The organism is Streptomyces sp. NPDC006174 (assembly GCF_040614075.1).
Lineage (GTDB): Bacteria > Actinomycetota > Actinomycetes > Streptomycetales > Streptomycetaceae > Streptomyces.
In genome coordinates this window covers 336,652-362,647 of the sequence record NZ_JBEXTJ010000004.1, presented here as the reverse complement: position 1 = coordinate 362,647, position 25,996 = coordinate 336,652, and the positions used below count along the sequence as shown (strand labels likewise).

The following is a 25,996-nucleotide window of genomic DNA, read 5'->3' as shown; positions in this document are numbered from 1 at the left end:
GTTGCCCTGATGGTGTACGTAGTAGCCGATCACACCGACACCGACCGGTAGAAGCGTTCGTAGCTGCGCGTCATGGCGTCCATCGAGCAGAAGGTCTCCGCGTGCCGGCGGGCGTCGGCCCGGGAGAGGCCGATCGTGGGCTCGACGGCTTTCGCGAGCGCCGCACTGTCGCCGGGCCGTACGAGGCGGCCGCAGGCGGGCGTGATGATCTCCGGCAGCGCTCCCCGCGCGAACCCGCAGACCGGCGTACCGCAGGCCAGGGCCTCCGCCACCACGAGCCCGTACGGTTCGTCCCAGCAAGGCGTCACCACGGCAGCGGCCGAGGAGCCGACCAGCTTGCACAGGTCCGGTTGGTGGAGATGGCCTTCGTAGGTGATGGTGCGGCTGAGCCGGGGGCGGACCCACGCCTCGAAGTACTCGGTGTCTCCCACCGGTCCCGCGATCCGCAGCCCTCGGCCGGACTGCTCCGCGGCTTCGATCGCCAGGTGTGTGCCCTTCTCCGGAACGATCCGGCCCGACCAGACCAGGTCGTCCCCGCCGGGGCCGGGTTGCCAGCGCCGGGTGTCGATGCCGTTGTGGACGACGCTGGCCGCCGGGACGATGTGGCGCCAGGCGGCGGCCGTGTGGGCGCTGACCGCGCTGAAGTGCACCGGGCAGTGCGGTGCGACCTGGATGGCCGATTCGATCCAGGGCGTGGGCGGGGTGTGCAGCGTGGTGACGACCGGGACGGGGAGCGCGGGGGCCATCGCCACGGGCAGGTAGTTGAGGCTGTTGTTGTGCACGAGGTCGTACCGCGAAGGCGATCGCGCCAGTTCGAGCATCAACTGGAGGTAGGCGTGATGCTCCTCGAGCCACGGTCCCGCCACCATGCTCGTGTCCCGGCAGGCGCTCGCACTGATCCGAGCCGGACGCAACGGCATCTCGACCACGCCCAGCCCCGGATCGGACCCGGGCCCCGCGAAGACGGTGACCTCGTGGCCGCGGGACCGCAGGGCCGTGGAGAGCGTCCAGGTGTGCGCCTCCAGACCGCCGGCGAACGGCTCGGCGATCGGGTGCCGGGCCGAGGCGATCAGAGCGATGCGCAGCGGTGCCGTGGGCCGCCGGGCGCCGGTCACAGGAGACCCGCGTAGAGCGCCTCGTGGGCCCGGGCGACCCGGAAGCGTTCGGCGCCGCGCTCCACCGGGTCGGCACGCCGGAGGGGACGCTCCTCGTAGGCCGTACGCACGGCATCGCGCAGGGACGCCGCGTCCAGGCCCTGCCGGTCGTGTCCGTAGGTGAGGCACGGGCGCTGCTGCGCGTAGAACCCGCAGGAAGGCGCGAGGACCGTGGTGCCGAGGTCGTAACACGCCTCCAGCCAGCCGGAATGGGTGCCGAACCGGTAGGGCAGCACGGACACGTCCAGGCCGATCAGGTAGTCCCACAGCGCGTCGTCGTCGAAGTAGTCGTGCACGCTCAGCTCAAGCCGGCCCTCGCGGCTCATCCCGCGCAGTTCGTCTAGCACGCCGGGCGCGTACCAGTGGCTCGCCGGGTCGTCAATGTCCGGGTGACAGTCGACGCGGAGCACCGCGCCGGGCAGTTCCGGCAGGACGTCGGCGAGTACCCGGACCACCGGCACCGGGTCCATGTTGGGGCGGATGCTCTTGGCGTGGAGTCCGACCGTGAACGCGTCGTGCCGGGGCCGGGGGCGTACCAGTCCGTCAGGTTCGACGACGTGCGGATGCGGCAGGACGGTGGCGGTGCGACCCCATCGGGCGGCGATCTCCTGTGCGGCGCCCGGGGTGAGCGTGATGAGCCGGTCCGCTCCGGGGATGAGCACATCCAGCTGTGCCCGGTGCTCGCCTTCGTCGAGGTGATGCGGGTTGACCAGGTCATGGACGGTGTAGACCAGCGGCTTCCCGTTCCGGCGCAGGGCCGCGAGGAGCTCCTTCAGCGCTTCGGGAGTCTGTGCGTCGAAGCCGAAGTGCAGGTGGAACACGTCGAAGGTGTCCGCGTGTTCGTCCACCCAGCCCGGGTCGAGCATGACCGGCGGCCACCACTGCTGGGAACCGCTCGGAGCGCCGCAGGGGCGGGGGTCCTCCAGCCGTGTCACCCGGTCGCCTTCGGGCGGGGACAGATGGCGTACGTAGACGTGGTTGGCGGGGACCGACGCGATCCGGATGGTGCCGCTGGACCCGGGCACCTGCTTGGGCGCCTGGCTCCCCATCGCCTCCACAGCGCGGTGCGCGCCGGGCGTTCGGAACGGCGATGCGCCGGGACGGCGGTGGGCCACGGGGTCGGCCACGATGATCTCCTCGTTCGGTCACGCCTGAGCCACCCTGGCCCGCGAACAACAGCAGAAATACAAAGCCGTGCGCGCACCGTACGGTGAGGCCCGCGCTCCAGGCGATCTATGCTCCGCCACTCAGTGGTCGAAGGCGGGTCACCGGGGGCCGGTAGGGTGACGGCTCGGTCGGTGCTCCTGCTCGGTTCTCACAGGTGCCCTGAATCCGCCCGTTGAACACAGCTCGGCTGAAAGGTTGCAGAAGCACTGAGCCGTGGCGGGCGGAGGATGTATCGGCATTCCTCGATCCTTGTCATCCGTTCGGGTCAAGAGTCTGTTCTGCGGACAGGGCTGCTCAGGGGAAGAGCCACTCCTCGGCGTCTTCTTCGAGCTGTGAGGGGCACACGTGTCCCCATGACCTCACACGATGAACTACCGGGCACGGCCGAGTCGTACTGGATGGCGACGGCACCGGGCACCGAGAGGCCCAGGCCGGACTCCGACACGGCGGCAGACGTCGTGGTGATCGGAGCGGGAATGGCCGGCCTGAGCACCGCTTGGGAGCTGGCCAGGGCCGGCCGGAGCGTGATCGTGCTGGAGGCGGACCGTATCGCTGCCGGCGTATCGGGCTACACGACGGCGAAACTCACAGCAGCGCACTCCCTGATCTATGAACGGCTGAGCCGGACGCGCGGGGGTGAAGGCGCACGCCATTACGCCCAGTCCCAGCAAGCGGCGGTGGAACGCGTTGTATCGGTCGCGGAGGAACTCGGCATCGACTGCGACGTCGAGCGACCCTCGGCCCTGACGTTCACCACCGATCCGCAGCAGCGGGCCACCTTCGAAGCGGAGGCCCACGCGGCCGCCGAAGCGGGCCTCGACGCTCACTTCGTGACGGAGACGGACCTGCCGTTCCCTGTCTGCGCGGCCGTCAAGGTCGCCCACCAGGCACAGTTCCACCCGCGCAAGTATCTTCTGGCCCTTGCCGACGACATCATGGCGCGGGGCGGCGTCATCCACGAACAAACTCGCGTGACCGGTCTGAGCGAGGGCAGTCCGTGCAAGGTGACCACCGAGGGGGGCGTGACGATCACCGCGAAGGACGTCGTCGTCGCCACTCACTATCCCGTCTTCGACCGGGCACTTCACTTCGCCCGCTTGTCACCGCGCCGAGAACTGGTGGTGGCCGCGCCCATTCCTGCCGACCAGGCACCGAAGCATATGTACGTCACCGACGACATGGAGAAGCGCTCCGTCCGTACCGCTCCTCTGAATGCGAGCCGACGACTGCTCATTGTCACCGGTGATAGTTTCACCCCCGGCACCGGTGACAGCCACGAGCGGTTCCTGCGACTGGACCGGTGGATGCACGACCACTTCCCGGTCGGCGAGACGGCATACCGGTGGGCCGCTCAGGACAACGATGTGAGCGACAGTGTGCCTCTGGTCGGCCCCTTCCACCCGGGCGCCCGACATGTGTACGTGGCCACCGGATTCGGCGGCTGGGGCATGAGCGGAGGCGCCATGGCCGGACAGCTGCTGGCGTCGCTGGTCACCGGCGCGCAACCCGAGTGGGCCGGGCTGTACGACCCGCGCCGCCTGTGGAGCACCCTGCGGGAGGCGCCGGCCCTGCTCAAGCAGCAGGTCGAGGTGGCTCGGCACTTCGTGGGCGACAGGGCAAAGACCACCCATGTGGATTCGGTCGCCGAGATCGCCCCGGGGTCGGGCTCGGTCGTCCGGGTCGAGGGCCGCCGTTGTGCCGTCTATCGCGACGAGGACGGTACCGCCCACGCCGTGTCGGCGCGCTGTACCCATCTCGGTTGCCTGGTCTCCTTCAACGAGGCCGAGACGGCGTGGGAGTGCCCCTGCCATGGTTCGCGGTTCGGCATCGACGGCGAGGTCCTCCACGGACCCGCCCTGCGCCCGCTGTCCCGCCGGAAGATCTGACCACCTTCAAGGCAGGTCATGACAGAGCCCTGAGAGGCGACTGGCACGGCCACGGACTGCCAGGGCAGTTGCATCTCACGTGTCCGACGTGAAGCTGAGTCAGTCGGCGCCGACATCGCGCGTGGAGACACGAATGGTGGCCATGGTGGCATCGGGAACAGCCCTTTCCTCGAGTCGGATCCGGACAGCTGGCGACGCATGATCGAGATCAATCTGATCGGCAGCGCAGCCACCGCACGCTCATTCCTGCCGTACCTGCTCGATACCCGCGGCCACTACCTGCAGATCGCGTCGACCGCCTCCATCGGAGCGGTGCCGATGATGAGTGCCTACTGCGCGTCCAAAGCCGGCGTGGAATCCTTCACCCACTCTCTGCGTGCCGAAATAGCTCCCTGCGGTGTCAGTGTCGGAATCGCCTATCTGAACTGGATCGACACCGACATGATGCGAGACGCCGACCGTTACACGGTGATGAGGAAAGTCCGGAGCGTTATGCCGCGGCCCGCCCGCGCCACCAGTTCCGCCGAACACATGGCCCGCTACGAGCTCATAACACGATCTTGTAGACGTTGGTTGGTGGGGCGTAACCGGTGTGACGATTCGGCTGTTCGTGAGGGTGTGGGTACTCGGCCGTGGATCGTGGACGATGAGTTGTGGGCTCTGGTCGAGCCGTTGCTGCCGCCGTGGCCGGAGCGGTCTCCGGGGCCGAGGCCGGTGTCGGATCGGCTCTGCCTCCAGGGCATCCTGTTCGTCCTCTACAACGACATAACCTGGCAACTCCTGCCCCTGGAGCTCGGGTTCGGCTCGGGACAGACCTGCTGGCGCCGGCTGGACCGGTTGCAGGAGGCAGGAGTCTTCGACCAGTTGCATCGGGTCCTGCTCGCCGAGCTGAATGCGGCTGGCGAACTCGACTGGTCACGTGCGTGTGTGGACGGTTCCCACATCCGCGCGAAAAAGGGGGCGCCAACACCGGCCCGTCGCCGGTCGACCGGCGGAGGACGGGCAGCAAATACCACCTGATCTGCGACGGACACGGCACCCCGGTCAAGGTCATCACGACCGCGGCCAACGTCAACGACGTCACCCAGACCCTCGCCCTGGTCGACGGCATCCCACCCGTCGCAGGCCGCCCCGACCGGCCCCGCCGACGAATCCTGCCCGTCATCTCCCGCAAGGGATCGCCGAACATCAAAGGCATCGGCAAGCTGCGATACGTCGTCGAGCAGGCGTTCGCCCTGCTCCACCACTTCAAACGCCTCGCCGTCCGCTGGGAACGCCGCACCGAACTCCACGACGCCTTCGTCTCCCTCGCCTGCGGCCTCATTTGCTACCGACGGCTCAAGAAGACCCGACCATGATCGTGTTACGAGCTCTACGTGGTCACCTCGGTCGAGCGACGCGCGTCCTCCGTGTACCTACCGGGGTGGCTCCGAAGCAGCCAGTTGGTGCGCGGCGTTCTGCCGGGAGTCATCACTCAGGTATCCCGTAGGAAGCTGACGCACTCTCGGTATGCAGCGACGGGACTGCTGGGATCGGGTTGCCGAGCAGCACGGCGCGCGAGCGTCATGGATGTCGAGTGAACAGCGGATCCCCACTAAGGGCCCGAGGCGAAGGCATGTCAGCAGAGCAGACCGTCACTTGGCGGACTTTCCCGCCCGAGCGATCCAGGGGATCCCCGGCATGTGCAGGCGGTGTACGTTTCCGGCGCGCAGCGCGGCGCGGGCCGCGTTCGCGCCGGGGGCTCCGTGCACGCCGCCGCCGGGATGTGCGGAGGCGGAGGCGAGGTACAGGTTCTTCACCGGTGTCTCGGGCCGTCCCGTGCCCGGGGTCGGGCGGAACACCAGCTGCTGGTGCGCGGCGGTGGTGCCGCCGTTGATCGCGCCACCGAGCAGGTTGGCGTTCATGGCCTCGATGGTCGGTGGAGCGAGAATCCGGCGGGAGAGGACACGCGATCGGAATCCCGGCGCCCAGCGCTCGATCTCGTGCTCCATCCGGTCGGCCATGGCTTCCTGTTCGCGCCGGTCCCACTCTCCCGTGAGGCCGTCCTCGCCGGCATCGCCCTTGATGCGGTGCGGAACGTGGGTGTAGGCCCAGGCCGACTCCGTGCCCGCGGGTGAGCGTGTGGGATCCGACGTGGTCATCTGCCCGAAGAGGAGGAAGGGGCGGTCGGGCACCTGGCCGGTCGCGATCTGCGCGGCGAACCGGGTGAGACCGTCCACCCCGTCGGCCAGATGAACCGTCCCCGCCGTGGACGCCTCACCGGCGGCCCACGGCACCGGCCCGTTCAGCGCCCAGTCGACCTTGAAGGTCGCGAAGTCCCACTGGAAGCGACGCAGGTCGCTCAATAGCTGATCCGGGAGGAATCGGGCGTCGACCAGTCGGCCGTAGAGCGCCGGGGCGGAGACATCGGCGAGCACCGCACGGGAGGCCGGAACGGATTCACCGCTCGCGGTGCGTACGCCGACGGCGCGTCCGGCGCGTACGACGATCTCGTCCACGCGCTCCCCGCACCGGACGACACCGCCGTGCCGCTCCAGTCGGCGTACCAGAGCCGTTGTGAGCGCCCCGGCGCCTCCGACCGGCACGGGAAAGCCGTAGGTCTGACCGAGCATGGACATCAGCCAACCGAAACCGCCGCTGCCCGCGGCCTCGGGGCCGAGATCCGCGTGCAGCGCATTCCCCGCGAGGAGAAGCCGTGCCCCTTCACCGCGGAACTCCTCCTCGCCCAGGCGACGCACGGGCAGGACCATCGTCCGCGCCAGACGAAGTCCCCCGGCCGCCCTGAGCTTGGCGGCCAGCCGGACTGTGGCCCGTACGGGAGGGAAGGGGGTGAACAGCGCGCGCAGAATGTCGGGTCCCAGACGGGTCCAGGTGCCGTACAGTTCGAGCCAGGCGGCCCCGTCACCCGCCGCGAACGTGTCCAGCCCCGCCGCCGTCTCCCGCGCTCCCCGTTCGAGCACCGCACACCGGCCGTCCGACAACGGATGGGCCAGCACACGGGGGGCGCGACTCCATTCGAGCCCCTCTTCCTGCAGCTCCAGTCCGGCCAGGACCGGGGACGCGGCGGCCAGTGGGTAGAAGGCGCTGAAGAGGTCACTCACGTGGTCCGGATGGACTCCACGATCGCTGCGGACCGCACCGCCCGGTTCCGGCTGCGCCTCCAGCACCTCCACGCTCCACCCCTCGGCGGCAAGAAGATTCGCCGCGACGAGGCCGTTGGGCCCCGCGCCGATGACCACCGCATCCGGCATCGCTGCCTCCTCATGTTCGCGCCCAACCCCTACTGCGCAGCCGCTCCGTCGTCCCACCAGCGGCTGCGACGGTCATGCGACCTGATGTGCGCCCCTCGGGGTCCTCTCGACCACTTCCGCCAGACGGGCGAGCATACTGCGGTGACGCACCTGGACGAGAGCGTCGACGGCGGTGTTGTGGAGCTTCGCGGCGGGCCCTCGCAGGGGGTGCTCGTCGATGATCACCAGCGTGTTCTGTCCCCAGCGACGTACCTTCAGCGCGATCCGGCCGGTGCCCAGCCATCCGCTCTCGGCCTCCAGCTCCAGCACGTGCGGGGCTTCACAGCGTCGGACGACCGTGCGTCCCTGGGCGGACCACCAGCCGAGCTGGACCGTGTACGTGATGTCGGCCCCGACCTCGGGCCAGGTGCCTTCGCCGGGCGCCGAGTCAGATGTTCCGACCACCCAGTCGCCGTAGCGCGTGGGGTCCGCGAGGACCGCCCACACGTCCTCGACGGGACGTTCGATCAATCGGTGTCGTACAGCCATCGGTCTCTCCACCTCTCGTCGAGCCCTCCGGTACCCGGCATCGTCTGCCCTACGCGTCCACTTTCGCAGGCATACGAGGGGTTCGCCGTCTGCGGGGCAGCAGACCGGGTACGTGGTGCCACGTGAAACCACTTCATACGACTCCCCCGGCCACGGACTCTTCAACACCTCTCAAAAAAACTCTGACCACCTCGTTGCTCTACTTCTTCATTCTCGGAGACGTCCTCGGGGCAGGCGTGTACGTCCTGGTGGGCCAGGTCGCCGCTGAATCCGGCGGTGCTGTGTGGGCTCCCCTGCTCGTGGCTCTCTGTCTGGCTCTCCTTACAGCCGCCTCCTACGCGGAGCTGGTCACCAAGTACCCGCGGGCGGGCGGCGCTTCGCACTACGCCACCTTGGCCTACGGCCCGTTCCTCGGCTTCCTAGCCGGTTTCTGCATGCTGGCGGCCGGCATCGTGTCGGTGGCCGCCTTGACCCGGGGGTTCGGCGGGGACTACCTGTCCGAGTTCGTCACCCTCCCCGTGGTGCTGGTGACGATCGTCTTCCTCACCGCGTTGGCGCTGCTGAACGGGCGGGGCATCCGGGAGTCGACCCGGGCCAACGTCGTCGCCACGGTCATCGAAGTCGGCGGACTGCTCCTGGTGATCGGGCTCGGCGCCTGGATCGTGCTGCGCGGCGACGGAGACATGGGAAGGCTGACGGACCTGGGCACTGAGCATGAGGGCCCGGTGACGGCCTTGCTCAGTGGCGCGGTGCTCGCCTACTACTCGTTCGTCGGGTTCGAGACGTCCGTCAATGTGGCCGAAGAGACGCGCGACCCCCGTCGCTCGTATCCCCGAGCGCTTTTCGGCGCGCTGCTCACGGCAGGGGCGGTGTACGCCCTGGTCGGCGTGGCGGCAGCGGTGGCCGTGCCGACCGGTAAGCTGACGGAGTCCAGCGGGCCGCTCCTCGAAGTCGTCCGCACGGCCGGAGGAGTCCCCACAGAACTCTTCAGCGCCATCGCCCTGGTCGCCGTCGCGAACGGAGCGCTGCTGACGGGCATCATGTCCTCGCGCCTGGCCTACGGCATGGCGCGGGACGGCCTCCTGCCCCGCTTCCTGACGAAGGTCCTTCCCGGCCGGCGCACCCCCTGGGCCGCTATCGCCACGACCACCGCGCTCTCGCTGCTCCTCGCGCTGACCGGCGATGTATCCACGCTCGCCTCCACCCTGGTTCTGCTGCTTCTGGTGGTCTTCTTCCTCGTCAACACCTCGCTCCTCGTCCTGCGCCGCGACACGGTGTCCCAGGACCATTTCCGTGCACCGACCCTCATCCCGGTCCTCGGAGCTCTGTCCTGCGTCCTGCTCGCCACCCGGATCGAACAGGACGTGTGGTTGAGGGGGCTTATCGTGCTGGCTGTCGGCGCGGGGCTCGGCGTCATCGCCGCAGTACGGTCACGACGGTCGTCCTGACGGGATCTTCCCCATTCTTGCCGCGGCCGCACATCCTCTCCGGGTGCCCCACGCTGCGACCTCCCATGAATTCGGCCTTCGGTTCGGTCCGCCGCGACCACGAAGCAGCTGCTGCTTGCAGGGGCCGGGTCGTCATGCCCAAATGCGGTTGAAGCGTGAGCGCCAGTAGCTGGCTCCTGGCACCGAGGTGACCTGACCGCCTCGAGCGCGTCACGGCCGACCTGCCGTGTTCCGTACCGAGCCGGGACACCGCCCCCGCCGCGAGCCGGAACAGCTCACCGCTCGCGAGGGCCGGCCTCAGGTAGCGGACGGCGCTGCATCACCCGGCGGCTGCCGCCGATGAGCCGGACCGGACTGAGGACATCTTGCATCGCACTCCTGCGGAGGCGGATACGAGCCCCGAGAGCTAAGCGCCGCACACGAGCTTTGTGGAACAGGTCGCAGAAGCTGCCGGACCGCACGGCGGAGATTCTCGGCAGCTATATCGCCGCCTGCGGTTGACGGCGGCGACGCAGCTCCAGGCTGCCCTGGGTATCACTCGTGCCTGGTCAGGAGTGCGGAGCGGCGGAGGTCTTCTACGCCGAGTGCGTGGCCCGGCTGCCTCGGTCAACGCAAGCCTGCCGCCGAGGTGGCCGGTGCGGAGGCGGGTGGGCCGGGGGGGGAGGTGCTTGGAGGTTGCCGGCGAAAGTCCTGTCCATCGCGGAAGTCTGGCCCTGCGAGCCGGCGTCGCCGAGCACTCGGCACTGGTGCTCGGCTCACCTCGTAGGCGAAAAGCTGCCTCCAGGTCCTACCATCGCATCTCATTCGAGGGTAACGACATGTTCCATCTCACTCTTGGTCAAGCCGCCTACGGAACGCGCGTCGAATCCCTCCACGAGCTGGTCGACGCGGCCGGGCTCGTCATCACAGTGCACGGCTCCGGCTACTCGCACGAGACGGGAAGCGCCATTTTCGAGGCAGACCCACGTCTGTCCAAGGATCATGGAGTCCGAACCAATGGCATGATCCTGAGCAGCATCGGTATGTACAGCGCCTTCTGGGAAAACGTCGGATATCCCGGTGGCAGCTTGGCGCTCCTCGCCCCTCGGTCACTGTACGAGAAGCAGAACATGCGCGACTGGATCGGCCATTTCCGACGCGAGGTGCTCGATCGGCTCGACGGCCTCTCCTGCCGAGGATTCCGCGTAGGAGGCGGCGGTGACCCACCGGTGAGCGACTCCGACTTCGCGCAGGCCTTCGCACGCGCTCACGTGTGAAAACTCGGATGCGGGCGCTCCACGGCTGCCTTAGGCTGCGCGTCGCGTGGCCAGGGGCCGGACCGGCCGGCGGTGGATCGGAGATGCACAAGGTATGACCAGTCAGCTGTTCGCCATCTGTTTCCGGGCCACCCGGCCGTCGGAGCTGGCCCGGTTCTGGTCCGGGGTCCTGGGCTGGGAGGTGGCCGGAGGCGCGGACGAGAGCGCCGCGATCCTGTCCCCGGACGGCACCGGCTACCGCATCCGCTTTCTGCCCGGCCAGGAGCCGAAGACCGGCCAGAACCGGGCGCACTTCGACCTGACCAGCGCCTCACCGGAGGATCAGCGGCAGACGGTCGCCAGGGCGCTGGAGTTCGGCGGACGGCATATCGACGTAGGTCAGCTCCCGGAAGAGGGGCACGTGGTGCTGGCCGATCCGGACGGCAACGAGTTCTGCGTGATCGAGCCGGGCAACAAGTTCCTCGCCGACACCGGCTTCATCGGGGCGCTGGCCTGCGACGGTACGCAGGCGGTCGGGTACTTCTGGAGCGCGGCGCTGCGGTGGCCTCTGGTCTGGGACCAGGACGAGGAGACCGCGATCCAGTCGCCGGACGGCGGTACGAAGATCACCTGGGGCGGTCCGCCGGTGGCGCCGAAGACGGGCCCGAACAGGCTCTCCTTCGAGCTGGCGCTCCTCTCCGGCACCGGCCAAGAGGTGGAGATCGACCGCCTCGTCTCACTCGGCGCGACGCGCCCCGAGAGCAGCAGGGCCGACGACAGCGACGAGGGCCGCGTGCTGATGTTCGACCCCGACGGCAACGAGTTCTTCGTGCAGGGGCCTCGGCTGTAGTGCGACGCCGGGCCCCAGCCTACGACCCTGCGGCAGCAGGCCCGGCCGGTACCCTTCCGACGTGACGCAGCACCCCACCGCGCAGGAGCGACGGCCCGCGAACGACGGGCCGAAGGCCGCCGCGCGTAATCGGGCGGCCCTCATCGCCGCCGCGCGCGAGGTCTATGCGGAGTACGGCCTGGACGCCCCGCTCTCCGGGATCGCTCGTCGGGCCGGGGTCGGGCAGGGCGTGCTGTACCGGCATTTCCCGGACCGGGCCGCCTTGGCGGACGCCGTACTGGAGGAGAACGTACGGGAGGTCGAGCAGGCGGGCGCTGCCGCGGGCGCGAACCTGGCCGGTGTGCTCGGTGTGCTGACGTGGCATCTGACGGAGTCGGCGGCCTTCATCGGCCTCCTGCACGCCGACCGGACAGGCGATGGGACGGACGACCTTCACACGCACGCCTCGGCCCTGTCCGAGCGGGTCGCGCGCAGCCTGCGCGGACATCTGACGGGCGGCCATCGGCTGGCGGGATCGGACGATCTCATGCTCGCGGTCGCGATGGTCTCAGGTGCCGTGACCGGCCCGACCCGTGAGGAGCGGGAGCGCCGTGCGCTGGCGGCGTGGCGGCTGCTCGGAGTCGAGGTGGGACCGGTACGGCCTGTCGGCGGGTGATCGCGGGCGTGCTGTGCTGTCCGCCCTCGAAATGAGGCCGGTCCGGCCTGTCGGCGGGTGATCGCAGGCGTGCGCCGTCAGCCGCCGTTCGACTGGCGGGTGCCCTTCCCCAAGGCGTCGAAGACGTAGAGGTATCCGCCGCCGGGTCCACTGACGGTCATGTACGCCTTGGTGCCGCCAGGCGTGATCGCCACGTTGGTCGCCGAGTCGAGCCCTTCCGCGCGGGCGGGAACCTCGACCGTCGCCAGGTGCTCGCCGTGCCGGTCGTACACGAGGAGGGCCGGCCTGCCGTGGAGGCCCTGGTAGAGGTTGCCGTCCGCGTCCACGGCGATCGAGTCGGTCTGGGCGATGCCGCCGTCGACGCGGATCGCGGTGTGCCGGGAAGAGGTGTCGCCGTCTGCGCCGAGGCGGAGGTACGAGATCCGGTTCTGCGTCAGCTCGCTGATCCAGAGACCGCGGTAGGCCGCGTCGAACGAGATGCCGTTCGTCGCGGCCAGGTCGTCGGCCAGGACGCTTGCCTTCTCGCCGTCGCGGTCGATACGTACCACCCGCCCGCGCTCCGCCCCTTCGGACAGGCCGCGTGAGTCACTGACGTACAGGTGGCCCGCCTGGTCGAAGGCGATGTCGTCCGGATTCGTCCGTGCTCCGTCGACCTCGCCGGAGAAGAAGGTCCGCGGATCGCCGCCGTCCGGTGCGAGGCTCACGATCTCGCCGTGCGCGTAGTCGGTGAGGTAGAGCCGTCCGTCGTACGGGCTGAACTGGGCCGAGGTGTAGGCGCCTCGGCCGTCGGTGTGGACGGTCCGTACCGTCTTCCTCCGCACGTCGACGCGCATGACCTTGGGCCTGCCTTCGGGCGCGGTGACGTCGACGAGGAACAGGCCGCCGTCCGGGTGGAAGACCGGGCCCTCCAGCAGCGTCATCCCGGTCTCCTCGTGGGTCCGGGTCAGTTGCATGACCTTCTGGGCCCGGATGGTCCTGGCGGCATCACCGGCCGCCGCCGGGCCACCGGGGTCACCTGTCTCCGTACCGCATCCGGCGAGGGCCAGCATGCCGGCTGTGGCGACGGCGGCAAAGGTACGGGGCGGGAGTCGACGCATGGAGGAACCACTCTTCCTGTCCGCTGTGTGCGGGTGCCGCCGGCCGGGCAGCTCACCTTCACGCACTGTGGCCGGATGCCGTGCCGTACCCGCGTTCCAACCGGACACCTCTGTCCGGTTGTTGCTACCGTAGCCGATGACCGTTCATCCCGGACGGTCCGACCGGCAGGATCGAGGCCTTATATGACGGATCGTCACATACCGGTTCCCGAGGACCTGGAGGCGCTCCGGCGGCGCTACCACCTTGAACGCGAGCGGCGCGTACGTCCTGACGGCGTCCGCCAGTACCGCGCCACCGAAGCCGAGTTCGGGTTCTACGCCGCCGATCCGTACACGGAACCGACCGAGCGCGAGCCGGTACGCGACACGGTCGACGTCGCCGTGGTCGGCGGCGGGTTCGGCGGCATCCTGGCGGGAGCCCGGTTACGGCAGCGGGGTGTGGAGCGCATCCGGATCGTGGAGCAGGGCGGCGACTTCGGCGGCACCTGGTACTGGAACCGGTATCCGGGCGTCCACTGCGACATCGAGTCGCACGTCTACCTGCCGATGCTCGACGAGACCGGCTATGTACCGGAGTGGAAGTACTCCCCGGGTAAGGAGATACGCCGACACGCGGTGCGGATCGCGGAGAGGTTCGGCCTCCGCCCGGACGCCCTCTTCTCCACCACGGTCACCTCCCTGACCTGGGACGAGGCGGCGGAGGCGTGGCTCGTGACCACCGACCGCGGGGACGCGTTCCGGGCCACGTACGTCATCACCGCCACCGGCACGCTCTCCGAGCCGAAACTCCCCGGGATACCTGGCATCGAGGACTTCACCGGCCATACGTTCCACACCTCGCGGTGGGACTACGCCTACACCGGCGGCACCCCGGAAGGCGGCATGACCGGCCTCGCGGGCAAGCGCGTGGGCGTCGTCGGCACCGGAGCCACCGGCATCCAGGTCATTCCGCTGCTGGCCGAGGACGCCGGCCACGTCACCGTCTTCCAGCGCACCCCCTCCACCGTGGACGTGAGGGCCAACCGCCGCACCACGGCACAGGACGTCGGCGCGGACCGTGACGGATGGGCGCGCGAGCGGCGCGAGAACTACCTGCGGATCGTCTCCGGTGAGGGCGCGGATCGGGATCTCGTGGCGGACCGCTGGACCCGGTCGGCGGTCCTCCTGGAGAAACTCCTGCCGAGCTTCCGCCGGCAGGGCGACCGTAAGGCCTTCGAGACCGCGTACGAGGTGGCCGACGCCGCCAAGATGAACGAGCTGCGCGCCCGGGTCGAGGAGTCCGTGACCGACCCCGACACGGCGGAGCGGCTCAAACCCTGGTACCGGTACGCCTGCAAGCGACCCGCCTTCTCGGACGCGTACTACCCGGCCTTCAACCGCTCCGACGTCACTCTGGTCGACACGGCCGACACCCACGGCATCGAACGCGTCACCGACCACGGTGTCGTCGTCGGCGACACGACGTACGAACTGGACTGCCTGATCTTCGCCACGGGCTTCTCCGTCGGCACCTCCGGCATCCTCTCCGGGAAGCTCCCGGTCCACGGCCGGAGCGGTCAGCAACTGCTGCACCGATGGGCGCAGGAGGGCCCGCGTACGCTCCACGGCTTCACCAGCAACGGGTTCCCGAACCTGGTCCAGATGGGTACCCTCCACAACGCCAGCAGCGTCAACTTCACCCACATCCTCGACGAGCAGGCGGTCCACGCCGCCGCCCTGGTCGCGGCGGCCGAGGCCGGCGGTTCCGTCATCGAACCGTCCCGCGCGGATGAGGATGCGTGGATCGCCGCGCTCGCCGAGGACGCCCCGGACCACGAGTGGTTCCACGCCGAGTGCACCCCTGGGTACTACAACCGCGAAGGACGCGGCCGGCCGAACGGGCCCTTCACCTACCCGCACGGCGCGGTCACCTTCCATGAGCTTCTGGGACGGTGGCGCGAGGAGTCCATGGAGGCGATCCTTCAGCCGAGAGCGACCCGTAGCCCTCAGCCCCACTGCTGACGACTCGTGCCGGTGCACGGCAACGCTCGAAGGCCCGAGGCGACGCTGTCGTCCAGGCATGCCCCGGTGGCCACGCTCCTGACCTCGACCGAGTCGTCGGGCCAGGTGGTGAGCGACCACTTCCGCGTGGCGGAAGCGGAGCAGCCCACGGACCGCAGCTCCTTCTCCCCGTGGCTCAGACAGGCCCCGGTGGCGTGGTTGCGCAGCTGGTGGGCGCCGTCCGGCAGCTTGTGGACGGTCCATCGCTGGTAGCTCAGCCCGTTGCACGCGTACGTACGCAGCTTCTGGTCGAGGCTGTGGTCCAGGCAGGCGCCGGTGGCGCGGCTGACGAAGATCCGGGCCGACCTGGACTGCGCCGGGCCACCCGCCACTGCTGTTCCGTCGCTCGCCGTCGCCTCCGTGCTCCCGGCGGGACCGGCCGGGGCGTCGGACGGAAGCAGTACGGACCAGGTGAGCAAGGAGCCCAGCACCGCTCCGGCCACGCCGCCGACCGCGGCAAAGGTCCAGCGGTTGCGGGTTTCCGCGCCGGTGATGTGGCGCCATGGCCAGCGTCGATGCGGCGGGCCGGGCTGGTCACCGGTGTCGGCGAGTGGTCGCGGCTGAGGCTCGGGCTGGTGGTTCAGCTCCACCACGGGCTCCGCCACCTGCACCGGGGCCGGCTGGCTCCGCTCGGCGGCTTCCCACAGCGATCGGTACACCGTCGGATCGGCGCCCAGCGCACGACACAGGTCCCGAACCGTGGCCCACGGCGGGACGGTGGTGCCGCGAAAGTACCGCGACAGCGACGAGTCACTGATCCGTACCCGGGTCTCCAGGTCGCGCAGGGTGCATCCGGAGCGCTGCTGGAGCGTCCGCAGCTCGGCGCCCAGTCTGCGGGCGGCCTCGGCATCAGGCGCTGCGCCTGCACCCATGGCGGCTTCCTTTCGTCCCGGTCGTGGCTCCTGCCCCAGCCGGTCGTCCCTCGTCCCGGGACAGGCGTGTCCCAGCAGGTCAGCACCCTAGGGATCCCGACATCTCGCTAACAACCGGGACAAGCTTGCGAAGGATGACGCATCGCCACAAACTCTCCATCACCGGCCCGCCGGCGCCCCGCAACGGCGCCCGTCCTGCGGCCGGGACCCTCGCCGCTCGCCCACTCGATGGGATGACGAGCACACCCGTACGTGGACGTCCGGGCCCCCGACATGGCCACCGGCCGCCACCGAACCAAGGATCCGGAGAGAAAACATGAAGAAGCCGACGCACCGCATCGCATGGGCCTGCGCCATCGTGGCGCAGGCACTGGCGCTGACGCTGAGCGCACCCGTACCGGCCGGAGCGGAGCCCCCCTCCGACAGGGCCGCTCAGGCCACCACCCAGGCCGCCGGCCGCGTCACGGTCAAGGCAGGCTGGGAACTGGCGCGTATCAGGGAGTACGCACGGGGCGACTCGGAGATCAAGGGCGAGATCAAGCCCGGCGAGTCGTGGCCCTGCTCCGGTGGGTGCGGCACCGTGGCGGGAGGCCATGTCCACGCCTGCGGCTCCTCCAGCAACCAGTGGTACGCCATCAGTTACTACGGATACGTCCGGTACGTCTCCGCCACCTGCGGCACCTCCATCTGACCGGACGTCCGTACGTCACGGGGTCCCGTGACCCTGTGACGTACGGACGGAGGCACCCTGCGGGGATCAGACGCCCGGGGTGTGGCGGAAGGCCGGTCCGTCCTGGCCCGGGACGGCGCGGCCGGCGGCGGGCACCGGAACGGCAAGGCGCGGGTTCCGCTCGTCGGTGCCGAGGATGACGTCGCCGTCGAACATGACGATGACGGCGGACATGAGGAGAGCGGCCAGCGGACCGGCCACCATGACCAGCAGGAACGACAGCATGCTCGCGGACGACTGGGTGCCGGCTCCATGGTGGTCGACCGGAACGTCGACCGCGGCCATACCGGTGTAGTGCATGCCAGTGACGGCCACACCCATGATCAGGCTGGCCCCGAGGCTCGCTCCGAGGCCGTGCACGGACACCGCGGCCCAGAGCGCGGCGGTCGCGGCGACGACCGCGATGAGGATCGACAAGGCCACGGTCAGAGAGGAGTACCGCAGTTCGCCAGGAGCGTGCATGGCGGCCATGCCGAGGTAGTGCATGGCCGCGACGCCCAGCCCCGTGAACACGCCGGCCGTGGTGAGCACCACGGTTCCCGGCCCACGGAATCCGACCAGGAACACGCCGACGACGACCACGGCTATCGCAACCAGCAGACTGAGCACGGTGGTGCCGGAGTCGTACTTCATGGACATGCCGTCAATGGTGAATCCGGCCATGGCGATGAAGTGCATGGTCCAGATACCGCAGCCGATCGACACCGCGCCGAGAGCGAGCCAGCCGGCCCGCTTCGTTCCGCGCCGGATCGCGCGGGTGGTGCACCGCAGCCCCAGAGCTGCGCCGAGGCATGCCATCAGGAAGGCGGCGACGGGGGTCACTGCCCCGTAGTGGAAATTGGAGACGGTGGCTTCCAAGACGGGAATCCTTTTTCGAGCGGTCGGAGGTGGCCGCGGAACCGCCACCTCGAACGGCAGCGCGGAGGACGTTCCACCGTGCCCGTCCCGGCACCAGCACGCCGGCCTTGGGCAAGCCACCGCTCCGTGTGCTCGGTTGGCCGCTGCCGGCCCAGGGCCGGCCATGCTGATGCACCGATCGTTTTCGGCCAACTGATATTGAGGATTCAACCACATGTCCGCGCCACACTCTTCGCCCTTGCTCAAGGGCAGCGCTCACCCCACCCCCGGACCCGCGCGCACGACCCTCAAACCCGACGCCCGGTCGCGGAGGCGAAGCCCAGCCAGGTGTGCCGGTTGCCCGCCCAGCACCAGCCGACCTTCGGGGCGTTCCGCCGCTCGCTGCCGTCCCGTCCGGTGCCGTTGCTGATCCAGATCGCGGGAGTACGGGCGTCCAGAGCGCCGTTGGCCTTGCGGAGCCGGGAGCCGATGGTCATGAAGCAGTGGTTGCGCTCCAGGACGGGCGGCTGCTGGAACACCCAGTGGATGCCCTCGGTCAGCACCAGCGGAGTGCGACCCTGTTCGCCGAGGACGGGCAGCACCTCGTTCGGGCTCCAGTTGGCCATCTGGTCGCCGCGGTCGATGCCGGTGACGAGGTAGAGCGGCACATCCGGCAGCGCGAGGTCTTCCAGCGGCCTGAAGAGATCGACATCGGGCATGTCGGTGACGACGAAGCCCGGCTTGTCCTCGCGGCGGAGCAGTGGTGCCAGAGCGGAGGCCGGGACGCGGTCGGGATGGACGGCGAGCAAGGTGTCGGCGCCGCCGTCGGGGACCTCGGCGGCCGCCGCGAAGGCGCGCACCTCCGCCGCCGTCACTCCGGCGAGCTCATGGACCCCCAGCTCGATCAGCCGCTCCGCCTGCGCGGGCGGGGCCGGGAGATCCGGACGGACGGTGGAGGTGACGGGCACGGTCTCGGGCACGATGCTCCCTGGGGCGGTGGCGTGGCGGGGACTCTGCTGGACGAATCGGCTCGAACGACGCCGCTCGAACGACACAGGTTGAACGAATCAGCGTCGACGAATCGGCTTGGACAAGATCGACCAGCGAATTATTCCCGCCCCCGCCCCCTTCGCACCCGCCCTTTCGGGACCGCGAGGTGCGAACGTCACCCGCGGGCCACCGCGATGGCGCCCGACAGCCGCTCCCCCGCCTCGTAGATCATGTACGGCACACCGCCGTCGGTGCCGAACGACGGTGCGGCCGCGCGGCCGTTCTCCGGGGCCGCGGTGCCGGAGTTGTAGAACACGCCGAGATGGTTGCGGCGCGAGAAGTCCATGCCCACCTCGGTGATCTTGATGTCCCCACCGCTCCCCTTGTCCGTGTGGTAGACGACGTACGCGCTGCCGCCCCGGGTCAGCAGATGCGGCCCGCTGACGTTCACCGCGCCGACCGCCGCGTGGTCGATCAGCGGCTGCTGGGAGAAGGTCCAGTTCCGGCCGTCCGCCGACCAGCCCCAGCCGACGTCACGGTGGTTGTCCGCCTGGTTCCACATGAAGAGCATCACGTACTTCGCGCCCCGCGACGGCAGGTCGTGGCGGAAGACCCGGGCGTAGGAGGCCTCGCGGGAGCCCGCCGGCAGCATCGCCGTGGTGAGGACCGTCTTGTCGTACGTGAAGGTGATGCCGTCCTTGGAACGGGCGAGGCGGGTGGTGGTGTTCTCGCCGTGGAAGTACAGCCACAGCTCACGAGCATCGGCGTTCCACCAGGACGTGCGGTGAGGAGACGTGGCTGACGTTGTAGTGCGGCGAGTAGTCGTTGCGGACGATCGGATTGCCCTTGTACTCGGTGAAGGGGCCCTCCAGCGAGTTGCCGTAGGCCAGGCAGATGCCGCCGGGCGCGTCGTGCGGCGCGTAGTAGAGGTAGTAGCGGCCGAGCGGGTTGCTCAGCTTGTCGTAGACGCCGCGGATGCACGGGAAGATGATCTCACCGGTGGGGTTGTACGCGAGCTGGCCCGGCTTCAGCAGCGTGCGGACATAGCGGTAGTTCGGGAAGCCGCCGGGTGCGGCGGCGGCCGGTGCGGTGCCCTGGGCTCCGACGGCGAGCAGGGCGCCGCCGGCGGTGGCGGTGCGCAGGAAGAGGCGGCGGTCGAGCGTCATGGCGTTACGGCTCCTCTGTGCGGATGGACGGGAAGGTGTTCTCGTACGGTCAGAGCTGGGTGGTGGCGGTGAGGATCAGGCCGCCGAGCGCGACGCACCACACGTACGGCAGGGTCCGCACCATGACCTGGTGCGGGCTGACGCCGGAGTACTGCGCCGACCACACCGTCCGAGTCGCGCAGCGAGCGGTAGGTGTCGGTGACGCCGAACTGCTCGACCCACGGGTGCTCGTCCGGCGGGACCGCCTGCGAGGTGAGCTGGCCGCCGATCCAGTCGGTCTCCTCGGTGAGGACGACGGTCCGCCCGGCCCGGCAGGCGGCGAGCGCGGCGGCCACGCCGCCCGTACCACCGCCCGCGATGAGGACGTCGGTCTCGGTGGGGGCGCCGATGGGGGTGGGCATGCGGTGGTGACTCCTTGCGGTGGGGTGGGCGTACGGGTGGTGTGGTGGTACGGGGGTGGGGCACGCGACCTTGTCGGTGCGGCGCGGGGCCTCCGTGCTCAGGCGGTCCGGCCCGGCGGCGGGCCCGCCGTGCTGCCGGCGCGGAAGCCGCACGCCACCAGAGGCTCGGCGTGCTCCTGGCCCGCGAGCTGCGCGGTGAGCATGCGGACCGCGGCGGCGCCCAGGTCGGCGCGCGGGATGTCGAAGCCGGTCGGCGTGCGGACGGTGGCCAGGTCGGCGGGTGGTGAGCCGAGGAGCGCCAGCGACAGATCGCCCGGTGCATCGAGACCGGCGGCGGCGACGGCCGTGTGCAGGACCCGCCAGGCGGCGCCGGTGTCGGTCTCCTCGGCGACGAAGGCGGTGACGCCCTCGGCCAGCCGGTCGCGCACCCACTCCGGCGTGATGTCGTCCGCCGGCCGCGCGGTGCGCACGACGGCTGCCGGGTCGTCGGCGGCATACGCGGCGAGCGCGGTACGGAAGCCGTGCTCGCGGTCGGTGGAGGCCGGGGCGTCGTCGTCCTCGCGGACCAGGACGATCCGCCGGTGGCCGAGGCCGGCGAGGTGGCGGACGACCTCGGCGCTGGCGGCCACGTAGTCGGCGCCGACCCAGGCGAGGCCTTCCAGCTCGTCGCGGCGGCCGATGTGCACGGCCGGGTAGCCGTCCGCGACGAGCTGCCGCAGCTGGTCGTCCGGGACATGGCGGCCGAGGAAGAGGCAGCCGTCCGCGAGCCGCACCCGGTTCAGCGCGCCGGGATCCTTCGCCTGCGCGCCGCCGGGGCTGGATCCGGTGAAGAGCATCAGGTCGTAGCCCTGCGCGGCGGCCTCCTGCTCCACGCCGACGAGGATCGGGTAGTACGAGTGCTCGACGGCGGTCGGGAAGGTGGCGGTGAAGCTGAAGACGCCGAGGAGGTTGTTGCGGGCGGCTGCTAGGCGGCGGGCCGCCGGATCGGGGACGTAACCGAGCTCGCGGGCCGCGTCCAGCACCCGGGCCCGGGTCTCCTCGTGCAGCGCGATGCCCTGCTTGTTGCCGCCGAGCACCAGCGACACCGTCGTCTGCGACACCCCGGCGAGCCGGGCCACCTCGGCCTGGCGCGGCCGGCCACGCCGCTGCCTGGAGGGTCCCTTTTCCGCCATGCTCAACTCCCTCGACTAATGCGCATCAGTCACGGGCTGCGGAGAATCCCAGCGGCGCTGATGCGGATTAGCCAGCACTTTGCCGCTGGGCGACCGAGAGGGTCAAGAGGGGTCGAACGACTAATAATCGACTAATATTCGGCGCCTTCTACAGCTCCTCGCCGAACGCCTCGGCCAGCTCCCGCCACTGTGCGCGAGGCAGTCCGGAGCCGCCTTCGTCGGCGGTGAGCACCTGGAGCGCCACATGGTCGGCGCCCGCGTCCAGGTACTCCCGAGTTCGCGACGTCACGTGCTCGGCGTCGCCCAAGGCGAAGAGGGCGTCGAGCAGACGGACGCTGCCGCCGTCCGCGAAGTCGCTCTCCGCGAACCCGAGTCGCAGCAGGTTGGCGGTGTAGTTCGGCAGTTGGAGGTACATGTCCAGCATGTTCCGCGCGGTGGTGCGGGCCCGGTCGCGGTCGGTGTCGAGCACGACGGTCAGCTCCGGGGCGAGCAGGGCGTCGGGGCCGAGCGTCACGCGGGCCTCGGCCGTGTGCTCGGTGGTGACGAGGTACGGGTGGGCTCCGAGCGCCCGGTCGGCGGCGAGCTTCAGCATCTTCGGGCCGAGCGCCGCCAGGACCCGCTCGCCGGGCTCCACGGGCGGGGTCGCCGCGTCGAGAGCGTCGAGGTAGCCGACCATCGCGCTGTACGGCTTCGCGTACTGCGGCACCAGCGGGCCGTGGCTGACGCCCAGGCCGAGGACGAAGCGCCCGCGCGCGGCCTCGTCGACGGCGGCGATCCGCGCGGCCACCTCCTCGGCGGTGTGGCTCCAGATGTTGAGGATGCCGGTGGCCACCGTCACCGTACGCGTGGCGGCGACGACGGCGGCCGCGTCGTCCGGCGAGGGGCTGCCGCCGATCCAGATGGTGCCGTATCCCAGCTCTTCGAGCTCGGCGACCGCCTCCGCGATCGCCTTCCTGCCCGCGTCGTCCGTCCGCGACCCGTGCAGCGCGCTGCTCCAGATGCCGACCCGTCCGAATGCCTGATGCGTCGAGGAAGTCATGGTGTGATCAACCGTCACCCGGGGCCGGTATTCCCGGCGGTGCGACCCGCTCACCCGTACGGCGCACGGAAGCGGTGAGCGGGTCGCGGGCGGCGGGGTCAGGCGGTCGTCGCGGTCCCGGGGCGCTCCACGCCGATCACCTTGCGGTAGACGCGGGCGCCGTCGCCGTAGTCGTCCACGGCGTAGTGCCAGGTCGCCCGGTTGTCCCAGAGCACGAAGTCGCCGGGGTTCCAGCCGAAGCGGATGGTGTAGTCCGGCGACGAGGCGTGGCGGAGGAGGTGGTCGAGGAGCACCTTGCTCTCCGCCGGGGTGACGCCGGTGAGGTGGAGCGCCGAGGCGCTGATGAACAGCCCTTTCCGCCCGGTGAGCGGGTGTTCGAGGACGACCGGGTGTTCGACGGTCTCCGCGACGGCGGTCCGCTTCGTGCCTTGGGCGTAGTTCTGCGGGTCGGCGTCGTAGGCCGCGCTCACCGAGGCGAGCAGCGCCTTGAAGGGCTCGGAGAGATCGTCGTACGCGGCCTGGAGATCGGCCCACAAGGTGTGCCCGCCGAGTTCGGGGACCTCCTCGTAGGTGAGCGACTCGACGGCGAAGACCGGGCTGCGCCACAGCCCGCCGATGTGCCACGTGCTCGCCTTGCCCGTCCGGCGGACGTTGTACGGGTAGACCAGCGGGTTCGCGGTGTCCTTGACGGCGGTCGGGTGGTAGAACGGCTCCGCGAAGATGCGTACCGCCTCGACGTGCTGATCAGGTGTCAGGTGTTGGTTCCGGAACACCAGCACCTTGTGCTCCTCGAAGGCCTGGCGCAGTTCGTCGGCGGTCTTCTCCTCGACGGGCTCCGTGAGGTCGACGCCGATCACCTCGGCACCGATCCTCGGTCCGACGCGGCGTATCTCGTGCGGGGTGGTGACGGTGGTCATGGCCATCTGTCCCTGTGCTCGTGGCTGTTGTCGTACGGGGACCGGAGGCGGGTTCGTCAACAGAGGGACGCGCACGTGCGCGCCAGGGCCACGTGCAGGCGGCGGTGGAGCACGGGAAGGGTCACCCGTCCACGGTAGGCGCGCTCCGCCGGTCGGGACAGGCGCACGGCTTTGCGGTCGCGTGAACAGAACCGGTTGCCCCTCCCCCACCGTGCGGCGGGAGAGGGGCAGTTGCTCGCGGTTGCCGGTCAGGGAGCGGTGCCCCAGGTGAGGGCGGAGCCTACGTAGACGCCGATCCTCGGAGCGTCGGCGAAGGCGGTGTTGGTGGCGCGGCTGTAGTCGTCGGCCTCCTGGAAGGACGACCAGTCGCTCTTGTTGATCCGCAGCTGGATCTCTCCGGTCGAGGCGCCCGCCGCCAGGGTGCCGCTGCCGAAGCCGGCTTCCAGGTAGTGGCTGGCGCCGGCGGCCGGTGCGCTTGCCGTACGTACGCCGTGTGTCACGGTGCCGCAGCCCAGGACCGCCCAGTCGCAGGAGGTGGCGAAGGTGCTCGCTCCGGCGTCAGGAGTGAACCAGTAGCGGGCGGTCACCGTGGACAGGTCCACAGCGGTCGTGCCGGTGTTGACCAGCTGGAGGGACATCCGGATCTGGTTGTCTGTCGCGGAGGAATCGGTGTTGCGGTACTGGACCTTGAGGGCGCCGGTGCCGGTACCTCCGCCCGCCTCGGTGGTGACCGGCAGAGCCGTCGACGCGGCCGATACGTTGCCCGCCGCGTCCTTGGCCCGGACCGTGTAGCTGTAGGCGGTCGACGCGCTCAGGCCGGTGTCGGTGAAGGCCGTCGAGGCGGTGGAGCCCACGACCGCGCCGCCGCGGAGCACGTCGTACCCGGTGACCGCCCGGTTGTCCGTGGACGCCGTCCAGGCCAGGGTGACGCTGGTGCTGGACTTCGCCGTCGTCCGCAGGACCGTGGGTGCGGTCGGGGGCTCGGTGTCCTGCTCGCCGCCGTTGCCGCCGTCGAGCGGCGGGTTGGCGTTGCGGAGGAGCTCCTGGAACTGGCCGGAGAACCAGTGGCCGGCGACCGGGGAGTTGGGCAGGGCCCCGGTGAGGTTGAAGCCGTTGCGGCCGTTGCCGGTGTACGTGGGGTCGCACATCCGGTCGAAGCCCTTGCCCTCGTCGTTGTCGACGGGCCGGCTGCTGCCGTCGGACTCGCCCGGCGGCTTGGCCCAGACGTAGGCGTCGATCCCGGGCTCCGGGGCGGTCGTGGGGCGTTCGCCGACGCCCGCGCCGCTCTGGTTGCACCAGTTTCCGGCGTGGATACGACGGTCGGTGCGGCTGCCGTCGACGTAGGCGTTCACGCTGGTCAGCGGGCCGGGACCGGAGGGCCGGTTCGGGCCGCCCCAGCCGTTGCGGGCGGTGTCGATGAGCATGCCGATGTCGGAGGCGAAGCCTTGGCGGACCAGCTCGGTGCGGAGCGCCTGGGCGAACGAGAGCTCGTCCACGTAGTAGTTCCAGTCGACCCAGGAGGACTGGCGCACGGTGGTGCCGTTCACCGAGTCCGTGACCTTGAAGTGCGGTTCCTTGAGGGCCGAGTAGTTGGCCGTGTTCACGATGAAGCCGTGCACGTCGGAGACGGAGGCGCCTTCGACCGTGGCGGCCTTCTTGAACTGCTCGGCGGCGGGCACGAAGTTGGAGTCCCAGCCGAGCCAGCCGTGGTGGGCCGCGTCGACGTAGTTGTAGACGTTGGGAAGAGCGCCGAGCGTGTGGAGGGCGTACCCGATGCCCTTCTCGTAGTTGCCGTTCGCCTTCATCGTGGCGCACTCCGGCGTCGAGCCCGCCGAGCCGCCCGCGTTGGTGACCAGGTTGGGCAGCGAGTCGGGTTCGATGAGGGTGACGATGCGCAGGCTCGCGTAGGCGGGATCGCCGAGGATGGCGGCGATCGGGTCGATGTAGTCGCTCTTGTAGCGGCCGAGCTCGGTGGGGCCGAGCTCGCCGTTGGAGGCCAGCGCGGCGCAGTCCCGGCCGGGCAGGTTGTAGATGACGACCTGGAAGAGTTCGGCGCCCTGGCTGACGGCTGTGTCGAGGTGGGCGCGCAGGCCGCGCGCGCCGGGCGTGCCGCCGATCGCGGCGATGCGGTCCATCCAGACGAACGACGGCTCGTCCGCGATGACACCGCCGCCCGGTTCGGCGGCGGCCTTGGCGGACCAGTCGGGGTTCACGTACGCGGTGGCGCCGACGTACGGGTTGTCGACGCGCGCGGCGGCCGACGCCTGGCCCGGTAAGGCGATCGCCAGGGATGCGCCCATGACCAGCGCGGACAGTGCGGCGAGCGCTCGTCTGCGTGGTGCGTGCGGGGTGGTGGTGCCTCGGGTTCTCATTGCGGCTCCGTGCTCCTCTCGTACGTCCGCCACGGCCTGACACGGCGGACGGGCTCGGGGGTACCTCGTGCTCAGGAGGTGAGGCGTGCAAGGTGGTACGGAAACGTTCTGTGGGAGCGCTCCCAAAGTGGCGTGACCGCCGGTACATGTCAAGGCGTCCGACTCAATCACCTTGCATCTGGAGTACGT

19 protein-coding genes and 4 pseudogenes are annotated in these 25,996 nt (G+C 70.0%); 9 read left to right on the top strand and 14 right to left on the bottom strand.

All coding sequences use genetic code 11. The annotated features are described in order from the left end of the window. Nucleotides 1–29: 29 nt before the first annotated feature. Entirely contained in the window at nt 30–1,115 is a 1,086-nt protein-coding gene (locus ABZ267_RS11710; protein ID WP_356753423.1) for a glycosyltransferase family 4 protein, read from the bottom strand. After that, on the bottom strand, nt 1,112–2,281 hold the full coding sequence (locus ABZ267_RS11705) for a glycosyltransferase (protein WP_356753421.1): 1,170 nt from the start codon (nt 2,279–2,281) through the stop codon (nt 1,112–1,114). Before ABZ267_RS11705 ends, ABZ267_RS11710 begins: the two co-directional genes overlap by 4 nt. Before the next feature lie 393 nt (nt 2,282–2,674). Between ABZ267_RS11705 and ABZ267_RS11700 the strand changes: the two genes are divergently transcribed. The 3 genes and pseudogenes from ABZ267_RS11700 (at nt 2,675) to ABZ267_RS11690 (ending at nt 5,565) form a co-directional block, all read left to right on the top strand. Continuing rightward, nucleotides 2,675–4,207 (top strand): FAD-dependent oxidoreductase, encoded by a 1,533-nt coding sequence (locus tag ABZ267_RS11700; protein ID WP_356753419.1) that lies wholly within the window; start codon nt 2,675–2,677, stop codon nt 4,205–4,207. Between the two features lie 114 nt (nt 4,208–4,321). Further along, nucleotides 4,322–4,744 (top strand): annotated as a pseudogene (locus tag ABZ267_RS11695) (SDR family NAD(P)-dependent oxidoreductase); the annotation flags it as partial. Nucleotides 4,745–4,825: 81 nt separating this feature from the next. After that, nucleotides 4,826–5,565 (top strand): annotated as a pseudogene (locus tag ABZ267_RS11690) (IS5 family transposase). 276 nt (nt 5,566–5,841) lie between these two features. On the opposite strand, the gene ABZ267_RS11685 reads toward ABZ267_RS11690, so the two are convergent. After that, nucleotides 5,842–7,458, bottom strand: a complete 1,617-nt coding sequence (locus ABZ267_RS11685) for an NAD(P)/FAD-dependent oxidoreductase (RefSeq protein ID WP_356753418.1) — start codon at nt 7,456–7,458, stop codon at nt 5,842–5,844. A gap of 72 nt (nt 7,459–7,530) precedes the next feature. Further along, entirely contained in the window at nt 7,531–7,986 is a 456-nt protein-coding gene (locus ABZ267_RS11680; RefSeq protein WP_356753416.1) for an SRPBCC family protein, read from the bottom strand. A 122-nt stretch (nt 7,987–8,108) separates the two neighbouring features. On the opposite strand from ABZ267_RS11680, the gene ABZ267_RS11675 reads away from it, so the two are divergent. The 4 genes from ABZ267_RS11675 (at nt 8,109) to ABZ267_RS11660 (ending at nt 12,174) form a co-directional block, all read left to right on the top strand. Continuing rightward, nucleotides 8,109–9,434 (top strand): APC family permease, encoded by a 1,326-nt coding sequence (locus tag ABZ267_RS11675; RefSeq protein ID WP_356753414.1) that lies wholly within the window; start codon nt 8,109–8,111, stop codon nt 9,432–9,434. Nucleotides 9,435–10,252: 818 nt separating this feature from the next. Then, a complete protein-coding gene (locus ABZ267_RS11670; protein ID WP_356753412.1) occupies nt 10,253–10,690 on the top strand; it encodes a hypothetical protein in 438 nt (145 codons plus the stop codon). A gap of 94 nt (nt 10,691–10,784) precedes the next feature. Then, on the top strand, nt 10,785–11,519 hold the full coding sequence (locus tag ABZ267_RS11665; RefSeq protein WP_356753410.1) for a VOC family protein: 735 nt from the start codon (nt 10,785–10,787) through the stop codon (nt 11,517–11,519). A 61-nt stretch (nt 11,520–11,580) separates the two neighbouring features. After that, nucleotides 11,581–12,174 carry a helix-turn-helix domain-containing protein gene (locus tag ABZ267_RS11660; RefSeq protein WP_356753408.1) on the top strand — a complete coding sequence of 198 codons (594 nt, stop codon included), beginning with the start codon at nt 11,581–11,583 and terminating at the stop codon, nt 12,172–12,174. Nucleotides 12,175–12,251: 77 nt separating this feature from the next. Here ABZ267_RS11660 and ABZ267_RS11655 read toward each other — a convergent pair whose 3' ends face one another. Continuing rightward, nucleotides 12,252–13,271, bottom strand: coding sequence for an SMP-30/gluconolactonase/LRE family protein (locus ABZ267_RS11655; RefSeq protein ID WP_356753406.1), 1,020 nt, complete (start codon nt 13,269–13,271; stop codon nt 12,252–12,254). Between the two features lie 183 nt (nt 13,272–13,454). Here ABZ267_RS11655 and ABZ267_RS11650 point away from each other — a divergent pair, with 183 nt between their 5' ends. After that, on the top strand, nt 13,455–15,272 hold the full coding sequence (locus ABZ267_RS11650) for an NAD(P)/FAD-dependent oxidoreductase (protein WP_356753405.1): 1,818 nt from the start codon (nt 13,455–13,457) through the stop codon (nt 15,270–15,272). Here the strand turns inward: ABZ267_RS11650 and ABZ267_RS11645 are convergent. Then, nucleotides 15,257–16,183: a helix-turn-helix domain-containing protein gene (locus ABZ267_RS11645; RefSeq protein WP_356753403.1), complete on the bottom strand. Its 927-nt coding sequence runs from the start codon at nt 16,181–16,183 to the stop codon at nt 15,257–15,259. The two genes, ABZ267_RS11650 and ABZ267_RS11645, sit on opposite strands and share 16 nt — an antisense overlap. Nucleotides 16,184–16,499: 316 nt before the next feature. Between ABZ267_RS11645 and ABZ267_RS11640 the strand changes: the two genes are divergently transcribed. Beyond that, the gene (locus ABZ267_RS11640; RefSeq protein ID WP_356753401.1) at nt 16,500–16,874 is read left to right on the top strand and encodes a hypothetical protein; all 375 of its coding nucleotides are present in this window, start codon (nt 16,500–16,502) and stop codon (nt 16,872–16,874) included. 66 nt (nt 16,875–16,940) lie between these two features. Here the strand turns inward: ABZ267_RS11640 and ABZ267_RS11635 are convergent, their stop codons facing one another. The 8 genes and pseudogenes from ABZ267_RS11635 to ABZ267_RS11600 form a co-directional block, all read right to left on the bottom strand. Then, nucleotides 16,941–17,771, bottom strand: coding sequence for an MHYT domain-containing protein (locus tag ABZ267_RS11635; RefSeq protein ID WP_356753399.1), 831 nt, complete (start codon nt 17,769–17,771; stop codon nt 16,941–16,943). A 287-nt stretch (nt 17,772–18,058) separates the two neighbouring features. Continuing rightward, nucleotides 18,059–18,730, bottom strand: coding sequence for a DUF5701 family protein (locus ABZ267_RS11630; RefSeq protein WP_356753397.1), 672 nt, complete (start codon nt 18,728–18,730; stop codon nt 18,059–18,061). 185 nt (nt 18,731–18,915) lie between these two features. After that, a pseudogene (locus tag ABZ267_RS11625) lies at nt 18,916–19,906 on the bottom strand (hypothetical protein). 170 nt (nt 19,907–20,076) lie between these two features. Continuing rightward, a pseudogene (locus tag ABZ267_RS11620) lies at nt 20,077–20,307 on the bottom strand (FAD-dependent oxidoreductase); the annotation flags it as partial. A gap of 98 nt (nt 20,308–20,405) precedes the next feature. Then, nucleotides 20,406–21,479, bottom strand: a complete 1,074-nt coding sequence (locus tag ABZ267_RS11615) for a LacI family DNA-binding transcriptional regulator (protein ID WP_356753395.1) — start codon at nt 21,477–21,479, stop codon at nt 20,406–20,408. 148 nt (nt 21,480–21,627) lie between these two features. After that, nucleotides 21,628–22,518: an LLM class F420-dependent oxidoreductase gene (locus tag ABZ267_RS11610; protein WP_356753393.1), complete on the bottom strand. Its 891-nt coding sequence runs from the start codon at nt 22,516–22,518 to the stop codon at nt 21,628–21,630. A 98-nt stretch (nt 22,519–22,616) separates the two neighbouring features. Further along, nucleotides 22,617–23,435, bottom strand: coding sequence for a TauD/TfdA family dioxygenase (locus tag ABZ267_RS11605; RefSeq protein WP_356753391.1), 819 nt, complete (start codon nt 23,433–23,435; stop codon nt 22,617–22,619). A 248-nt stretch (nt 23,436–23,683) separates the two neighbouring features. Then, complete coding sequence (locus tag ABZ267_RS11600) at nt 23,684–25,807, bottom strand: glycoside hydrolase family 6 protein (protein ID WP_356753389.1); 2,124 nt, start codon at nt 25,805–25,807, stop codon at nt 23,684–23,686. Nucleotides 25,808–25,996: the final 189 nt, after the last annotated feature.

What these genes read in the sequence shown, in the direction of transcription:
- ABZ267_RS11700 (WP_356753419.1), top strand. Translation starts at nt 2,675, where the DNA reads ATGACCTCACACGATGAACTACCGGGCACGGCCGAGTCGTACTGGATG.
- ABZ267_RS11685 (WP_356753418.1), bottom strand. Translation starts at nt 7,458, where the DNA reads ATGCCGGATGCGGTGGTCATCGGCGCGGGGCCCAACGGCCTCGTCGCG.
- ABZ267_RS11680 (WP_356753416.1), bottom strand. Translation starts at nt 7,986, where the DNA reads ATGGCTGTACGACACCGATTGATCGAACGTCCCGTCGAGGACGTGTGG.
- ABZ267_RS11670 (WP_356753412.1), top strand. Translation starts at nt 10,253, where the DNA reads ATGTTCCATCTCACTCTTGGTCAAGCCGCCTACGGAACGCGCGTCGAA.
- ABZ267_RS11665 (WP_356753410.1), top strand. Translation starts at nt 10,785, where the DNA reads ATGACCAGTCAGCTGTTCGCCATCTGTTTCCGGGCCACCCGGCCGTCG.
- ABZ267_RS11655 (WP_356753406.1), bottom strand. Translation starts at nt 13,271, where the DNA reads ATGCGTCGACTCCCGCCCCGTACCTTTGCCGCCGTCGCCACAGCCGGC.
- ABZ267_RS11650 (WP_356753405.1), top strand. Translation starts at nt 13,455, where the DNA reads ATGACGGATCGTCACATACCGGTTCCCGAGGACCTGGAGGCGCTCCGG.
- ABZ267_RS11645 (WP_356753403.1), bottom strand. Translation starts at nt 16,183, where the DNA reads ATGGGTGCAGGCGCAGCGCCTGATGCCGAGGCCGCCCGCAGACTGGGC.
- ABZ267_RS11640 (WP_356753401.1), top strand. Translation starts at nt 16,500, where the DNA reads ATGAAGAAGCCGACGCACCGCATCGCATGGGCCTGCGCCATCGTGGCG.
- ABZ267_RS11615 (WP_356753395.1), bottom strand. Translation starts at nt 21,479, where the DNA reads ATGGCGGAAAAGGGACCCTCCAGGCAGCGGCGTGGCCGGCCGCGCCAG.
- ABZ267_RS11610 (WP_356753393.1), bottom strand. Translation starts at nt 22,518, where the DNA reads ATGACTTCCTCGACGCATCAGGCATTCGGACGGGTCGGCATCTGGAGC.
- ABZ267_RS11605 (WP_356753391.1), bottom strand. Translation starts at nt 23,435, where the DNA reads ATGACCACCGTCACCACCCCGCACGAGATACGCCGCGTCGGACCGAGG.
- ABZ267_RS11600 (WP_356753389.1), bottom strand. Translation starts at nt 25,807, where the DNA reads ATGAGAACCCGAGGCACCACCACCCCGCACGCACCACGCAGACGAGCG.